At 62.8% G+C, this 5,830-nt stretch carries 5 protein-coding genes; all 5 read right to left on the bottom strand.

Annotated elements, in window-relative coordinates; all coding sequences use genetic code 11:
• Positions 1–46 precede the first annotated feature (46 nt).
• The 5 genes from IL54_RS06430 to IL54_RS06410 all read right to left on the bottom strand — a co-directional run bounded on the left by IL54_RS06430 (position 47) and on the right by IL54_RS06410 (position 5,825).
• Positions 47–541, bottom strand: coding sequence for an Lrp/AsnC family transcriptional regulator (locus IL54_RS06430; RefSeq protein WP_037474125.1), 495 nt, complete (start codon positions 539–541; stop codon positions 47–49).
• A gap of 19 nt (positions 542–560) precedes the next feature.
• Entirely contained in the window at positions 561–1,946 is a 1,386-nt protein-coding gene (locus IL54_RS06425; protein ID WP_237748798.1) for an aspartate aminotransferase family protein, read from the bottom strand.
• A 422-nt stretch (positions 1,947–2,368) separates the two neighbouring features.
• The gene (locus IL54_RS06420; protein ID WP_037474119.1) at positions 2,369–3,445 is read right to left on the bottom strand and encodes a tartrate dehydrogenase; all 1,077 of its coding nucleotides are present in this window, start codon (positions 3,443–3,445) and stop codon (positions 2,369–2,371) included.
• Positions 3,446–3,546: 101 nt separating this feature from the next.
• A complete protein-coding gene (locus tag IL54_RS06415) occupies positions 3,547–5,010 on the bottom strand; it encodes an NAD-dependent succinate-semialdehyde dehydrogenase (RefSeq protein WP_037474117.1) in 1,464 nt (487 codons plus the stop codon).
• Complete coding sequence (locus IL54_RS06410; protein WP_037477965.1) at positions 5,007–5,825, bottom strand: GNAT family N-acetyltransferase; 819 nt, start codon at positions 5,823–5,825, stop codon at positions 5,007–5,009. Before IL54_RS06410 ends, IL54_RS06415 begins: the two co-directional genes overlap by 4 nt.
• Positions 5,826–5,830 lie beyond the last annotated feature (5 nt).

Below are 5,830 nucleotides of genomic sequence, written 5' to 3'. Positions count from 1 at the left end.
GAAAGGGGATCAAACCCCTATAAATCCTAGGATTTCGCACTTCGATCTAGAATCCACCCCCGAACAGATGTTGGATCGGATAATGATGTTTGATGAAGGGCGATTTGATCACGACGTAGCTGAAATATTTTTCGATGCCATAATCGCTTTCCAGCATGCCTTCGACGATCGACTGATAATGCGCCACGCCGCGCGTCACGAATTTTAGCAGATAATCATAGCCGCCGCTGACCAGATGACATTCGACGATTTCGTCCAGCTTGCGGATTCGCGTTTCGAAGCGGGAAAAGTCCCCGGCGCGATGCTCGGTCAGCGTCACTTCGGTAAAGACGGTCAGATATTCGCCCAGCTTGTGCAGGTTGATATGCGCGCCATAGCCAGTGATATAGCCCGCCTTCTCCAGCCGCTTGACGCGGGTGAGGCAAGGGCTCGGCGACAGGCCGACCGCGTCCGCCAATTCGACATTGGTGATCCGGCCCGACATCTGAAGCTGCGTCAGGATCTTCAGGTCGATCCTGTCCAATCTGGGTCCGCCCAACATATGCCTTGCTCCCCTTATCTTATCCCAGCGCCGCGCGAATATCCGCCTGTTCGAGCAGTCCGTCGAGTGTTTTCCGAATGCGCGCGAATATCTCGTCCATCTCCGCGTCCGACGCGCACAGCGCCGGGGCAAGCCCGATGATAGTGTCGGCAAAGGCGCGGAAGATGACGCCATTGGCATAGCCATCGGCGAACAGGCGATCGGCGACCTTGAGCGACGGGTCGAACCGCGCCTTCGTGCCCTTGTTTGCCACCAGTTCGATCGCACCCAGCAACCCGCGCCCGCGCGTGTCGCCGACCAGCGGATGATCGGCCAGGCCCGCCAGCCCCGCGTCAAAGCGCGCCGCCACCTTCTGCCCGTTCGCCAATATGCCGCCTTCGGTATAAAGGCGCAGCACTTCCAGACCCACCGCCGCGCTGACCGGATGACCCGAATAGGTTGCGCCATGGCCGATCACGACATCGGCAGCCGCGCCATCGGCAATGCCCTGATAGATTTTGTCGCACATCAGCACCGCGCCCATCGGCACATAGCCAGCGGTCAGCCCCTTGGCGACGGTCATCAGGTCCGGCGTCACGCCTTCCGCTTCGCAGGCGAACATCGGCCCCGTCCGGCCAAAGGCAGTGATGACCTCATCGGCCACCAGCAAAATGTCGAGTTCGTCGCACGCCTGCCGCATGGCTTTGAGCCAGCCGACCGGCGGGACGATAACGCCGCCCGATCCTTGGATGGGCTCGCAGAAGAAGGCGGCGACATTGTCCGCGCCCAGTTCCGCCACCTTGTCCTTCAACTGCTGCACCGACCGCGCGATGATCGCTGCGTCATCGCCTTCCAGATCGCTGCGATAGGGGTAGGGCGATGCGATATGATGCTGCCAGCGCAGCGGCAGGTCGAACCCGCGATGAAAATTGGCGAGCGCCGTAAGGCCAGCGCCAGTGGTGCTGGACCCATGATAGCCGCGCTCCAGCGCGATACACTGTTTCTTGGTCGGCTTGCCGATCGCATTATAATAATGGGTGATGTAGCGGATCGCGCTATCCACCGCGTCTGACCCGCCCAGCGTGAAATAGACATGGTCCAGACCTTCGGGCGAAAGCTCGACCAGCCGCTGCGCCAGTCGCACCGCGGGTTCGCTGCCGAAATGGAAATAACCGGTCGCATAGGGCAGGCGGCGCATCTGCTCGGCCGCGACCTCAGCGATGCTGTCCTGACCATAGCCGACATTGACGCACCACAGCCCCGCAAAGGCATCGAGCAATTCCTTGCCGTCCATGTCGGTCAGCCACATGCCCTTGCCGCTTTGCAGCAGGGTCGCGCCGCGCGCTTCATGCGCCCGGAAGGAGGTGACGGGATGGATCAGGTGATCGCGGTCGATGTCCAGCAGGGATCGGTTGGATTGGTGCATCGTCGGGTTGCTCGCCATGGATGGTTATGGAGCCCAGCCTATCGTCCCGCCGCGGGGGCAAAGCCCGATATGGCACCAATAGCGACCATCGCCGTCCTTAATCATGAACCAACGCAGCATATTATGCCGCTGTCCTACAGGAGGCTCACCATGCTATGATTGAATGGCTTTAGAACCGGGGCCGATGACGAAAGAAACCGACCCCTGATCCTCCCCTGTAAGGGGAGGGGGACCGGCGAAGCCGGTGGAGGGGTGTCGCCCTATCGAGAGCGTGACACCCCTCCGTCAGGGCTACGCCCTGCCACCTCGCCTTACAGGGGAGGATTTTGCAAAAACGTAGTGGTCTTTCCGATAGGATCAGGCGACCGCAACAAAATGTCGCAATTTGCGGGAAATATGCGAAGTTAAGCGCTTCCCGTCCATCACGCCAGCGCGTCGGCAATCGCCTTGCCGCACTGCTCGGTATTGGCTGTGCCTTTCAGATCGCCGGTGCGCAGACCAGGTTCCGCCAGCACGGTTTCGACCGCGCGCATGATCGCGGCGGCAGCGTCCGCCTCGCCCAGATGCTCCAACATCATCGCCGCCGACCAGATTTGCCCGACCGGATTGGCTACCCCCAAGCCCGCAATATCCGGCGCGGAGCCATGGACCGGCTCGAACAGCGACGGGTGGGTGCCGTCCGGGTTGATATTGCCCGACGGTGCGACGCCGATCGTCCCCGTGCAGGCGGGGCCAAGGTCCGACAGGATATCGCCGAACAGGTTGGACGCGACCACGACATCGAACCGGTCGGGGTTCAGCACGAATTGCGCCGTCAAAATGTCGATATGATATTTGTCATGGGTCACGGTCGGATAGTTTTTGGCCATCTCCTCCACTCGCTCGTCCCACCAGGGCATGGTGATGGCGATGCCATTGGACTTGGTCGCGGACGTGACATGCTTGCGGTCGCGCGTCGCGGCCAGATCGAAGGCATAGCGCAGCACCCGGTCTGTCCCATGGCGCGTCATCACCGTTTCCTGGATCACGATCTCGCGATCGGTGCCGGGGAACATCTTGCCGCCGACCGAACTATATTCGCCCTCGGTATTCTCGCGCACGACCCAGAAATCAATATCGCCCGGCTCACGGCCGACGAGCGGGCAGGGGACGCCGGGCATCAGCCGCACCGGGCGCAGATTGACATATTGGTCATATTCGCGCCGGAACTGGAGCAGCGATCCCCAGAGTGAGACATGATCCGGCACCGTATCGGGCCAGCCAACCGCACCGAAGAAGATCGCGTCCGGCTTGCCGATCCGCTCCTTCCAGTCGTCCGGCATCATCTGCCCATGTTTGGCATAATAGTCGCAGCAGGCGAAATCCTGCCATGTCTGTTCGATCGAAAAACCATACAGACTCGCCGCCCGCTCCAGCACGCGAATGCCCTCCGGCATCACTTCCTTGCCGATGCCGTCGCCCGGAATGACGGAGATGGAATAGCTGCGATTGTTCGCCATAAAAACTCCCGTTCGGGCTGAGCCTGTCGAAGCCCTGTTCTGTCTTGTTGTGAAGTGCGGCCCTTCGACAGGCTCAGGGCGAACGGAATTTTTACGTGTGATTACAGTTTCAAGCCGGCAATATGAAACGCCTTGGTCTCCAGATATTCCTCGATCCCCGCATGCCCGCCTTCGCGGCCCAGGCCCGACATCTTGACCCCGCCAAAGGGCGCGACCTCCATCGCGATCGATCCGCTGTTGAGCGCGACCATGCCCGCTTCCAGCCGCTCGGCTACGCGAAAGGCGCGGTGCAGATTTTCGGTGTAGAAATAGCTCGCCAGGCCATAGCTGGTCGCATTGGCCAGTTCGATGCCTTCCTCTTCATGGGTGAAGCGGAACAACGGCGCGACCGGGCCGAACGTCTCTTCCTCCGCCAGTCGCATGTCCCGCGTCGCGCCGGTCAGCACTACCGGCCGGGCAAAACGCTCACCGCTTGCGCCTTCGGGCGCCTGCGCGAACAAAGTCGCGCCATGGGACAGCGCATCTTCGACATGCGCCTTCACCTTGTCGGCGGCCGCCGCATTGATCAACGGCCCGATCGTGCTGCCCGGCTGGTCGCCGGGCGCAACGGTGAGCGCGGACACCGCCTTGGCCAGCTTTTCCGCGAACTGGTCATATACCGCATCCTGCACCAATATCCGGTTGGCGCAGACACAGGTCTGCCCGGCATTGCGGAATTTGCTGACCATCGTGCTGGCGACGGCCAGGTCGATGTCCGCATCGTCGAAAACGATCAGCGGCGCATTGCCGCCCAACTCGAAGCTCACCCGCTTGATCGTATCAGCACATTGCCGCATCAAGAGTGCGCCGACGCGGGTCGATCCGGTGAAGGACAATTTGCGCACCACCGGGCTGGCGGTCAGCGCCCCGCCGATCGCGGTAGGCATGCCGGTGACGATGTTGAACACCCCCGCCGGAAAGCCCGCTTGCTCGGCCAGCTTGGCCATGGCCAGCGCGCTATAGGGGGTCAGTTCGGATGGCTTGACCACCACCGGGCACCCCGCCGCCAGCGCAGGCGCGCATTTGCGGGTGATCATCGCGGACGGGAAATTCCACGGCGTGATCGCCGCCGATACGCCGACCGGCTCCTTCATCACCAGGATGCGGCGATTGGCTTCGGGCGCAGGGATCATGCCGCCTTCGACCCGGCGCGCTTCCTCGGCAAACCATTTGATGAAACTCGCCGCATAGCGGATTTCGCCCTCGGCCTCCGCCACTGGCTTGCCCTGCTCGGCGGTCATGATCCGGCCCAAATCCGCGACATTCTCCAGCACCAGCGCATGCCAGCGTTCCAGCATGGCGGCGCGGTCTGCCGCCGCCCGCGCCTTCCACGCCGGGAAAGCCGCTTCTGCCGCGTCGATGGCGGCCTGCGTATCGGCCTCGCCACAATCGGGCACGGTGCCGATGATCGCGCCGGTCGCGGGATTGTCGACCGGCACAGTAGCACCGGAGGCCGCACCGACCCATGCGCCGCCGATATAGGCGCGTTCGACGAAAAGAGCGGGGTTGTTGAGCGAGAGGGTCATCCGAGCGCCTGTGTCGTGAGGGAAAAGACTTGAACGGCAGGATCCGTCTGCGGCAACGACCCGCGCACCATGCGCATGACCCGGCCGACGCAGGGCAGGCCCAACTCGTCCAGCCAGCCGCCCAGCCCGCTTTCTTCCGGTATGTCGAGCCGACAGAAAGTGCCGCTGTTCGACCCCAGCCAGTGCGAGATCAACGCCTTCGCTCCGCCGACATCGGGCGCGATGGTCGGCCCCACCACATAGCCACGCCCGAACCGGCGAAACAGCGCGAAGCCGACCGGCTCGTTGCTGCGCGTCAACACCACGCCCTGCGCGCCGGGCACCAGCGCATCGAGCATCGCATCGCGGTTCATGCCCGTGGCCCGGCGGGCCAGGCCATGCAGCGAAGGCATATCCTTTGCGCCCAGCGGCCGCACCCGCTCATCGGGGATCAGCTCGGCGACTGGCACGGAAAAAGCCGCGCCCTGATGCTGAAACACCGGGCCGATGCCCTCAAACCCCAGCTTGCGGTAAAGCGGTGCCCCTTCGTCGGTGGCGTTCAGCAATATGGTGCGGTCGCCCAGATCGGCCATCACCGCTTCCATCAGGCGGCGGCCAAGGCCCATCCCCTGCGCAGCGGGCGAGACGATGACCATGCCCAACGTCGCTGCATCCAGGCCATAGAGCCACGCCATGGCCGTGCCGATGACCTCCCCATCGCGTTCGGCGACATAGCCGAGGCCAAGGCTCAGCAGCATCTCCCAATCCTCGATCCGGTGCGGCCATTTCTGTTCGCTGGACAAGCCATGGCCAGCGGCCAGATCATCCACGGTCATGCGCC

It is taken from the genome of Sphingobium sp. ba1, assembly GCF_000743655.1.
Classification (GTDB): domain Bacteria; phylum Pseudomonadota; class Alphaproteobacteria; order Sphingomonadales; family Sphingomonadaceae; genus Sphingobium.
The sequence above is the reverse complement of the archived record's forward strand: the minus strand, read 5'-3'. Positions and strand labels throughout refer to the sequence as shown.

What these genes read in the sequence shown, in the direction of transcription:
- IL54_RS06410 (WP_037477965.1), bottom strand. Translation starts at nt 5,825, where the DNA reads ATGACCGTGGATGATCTGGCCGCTGGCCATGGCTTGTCCAGCGAACAG.
- IL54_RS06425 (WP_237748798.1), bottom strand. Translation starts at nt 1,946, where the DNA reads ATGCACCAATCCAACCGATCCCTGCTGGACATCGACCGCGATCACCTG.
- IL54_RS06415 (WP_037474117.1), bottom strand. Translation starts at nt 5,010, where the DNA reads ATGACCCTCTCGCTCAACAACCCCGCTCTTTTCGTCGAACGCGCCTAT.
- IL54_RS06430 (WP_037474125.1), bottom strand. Translation starts at nt 541, where the DNA reads ATGTTGGGCGGACCCAGATTGGACAGGATCGACCTGAAGATCCTGACG.
- IL54_RS06420 (WP_037474119.1), bottom strand. Translation starts at nt 3,445, where the DNA reads ATGGCGAACAATCGCAGCTATTCCATCTCCGTCATTCCGGGCGACGGC.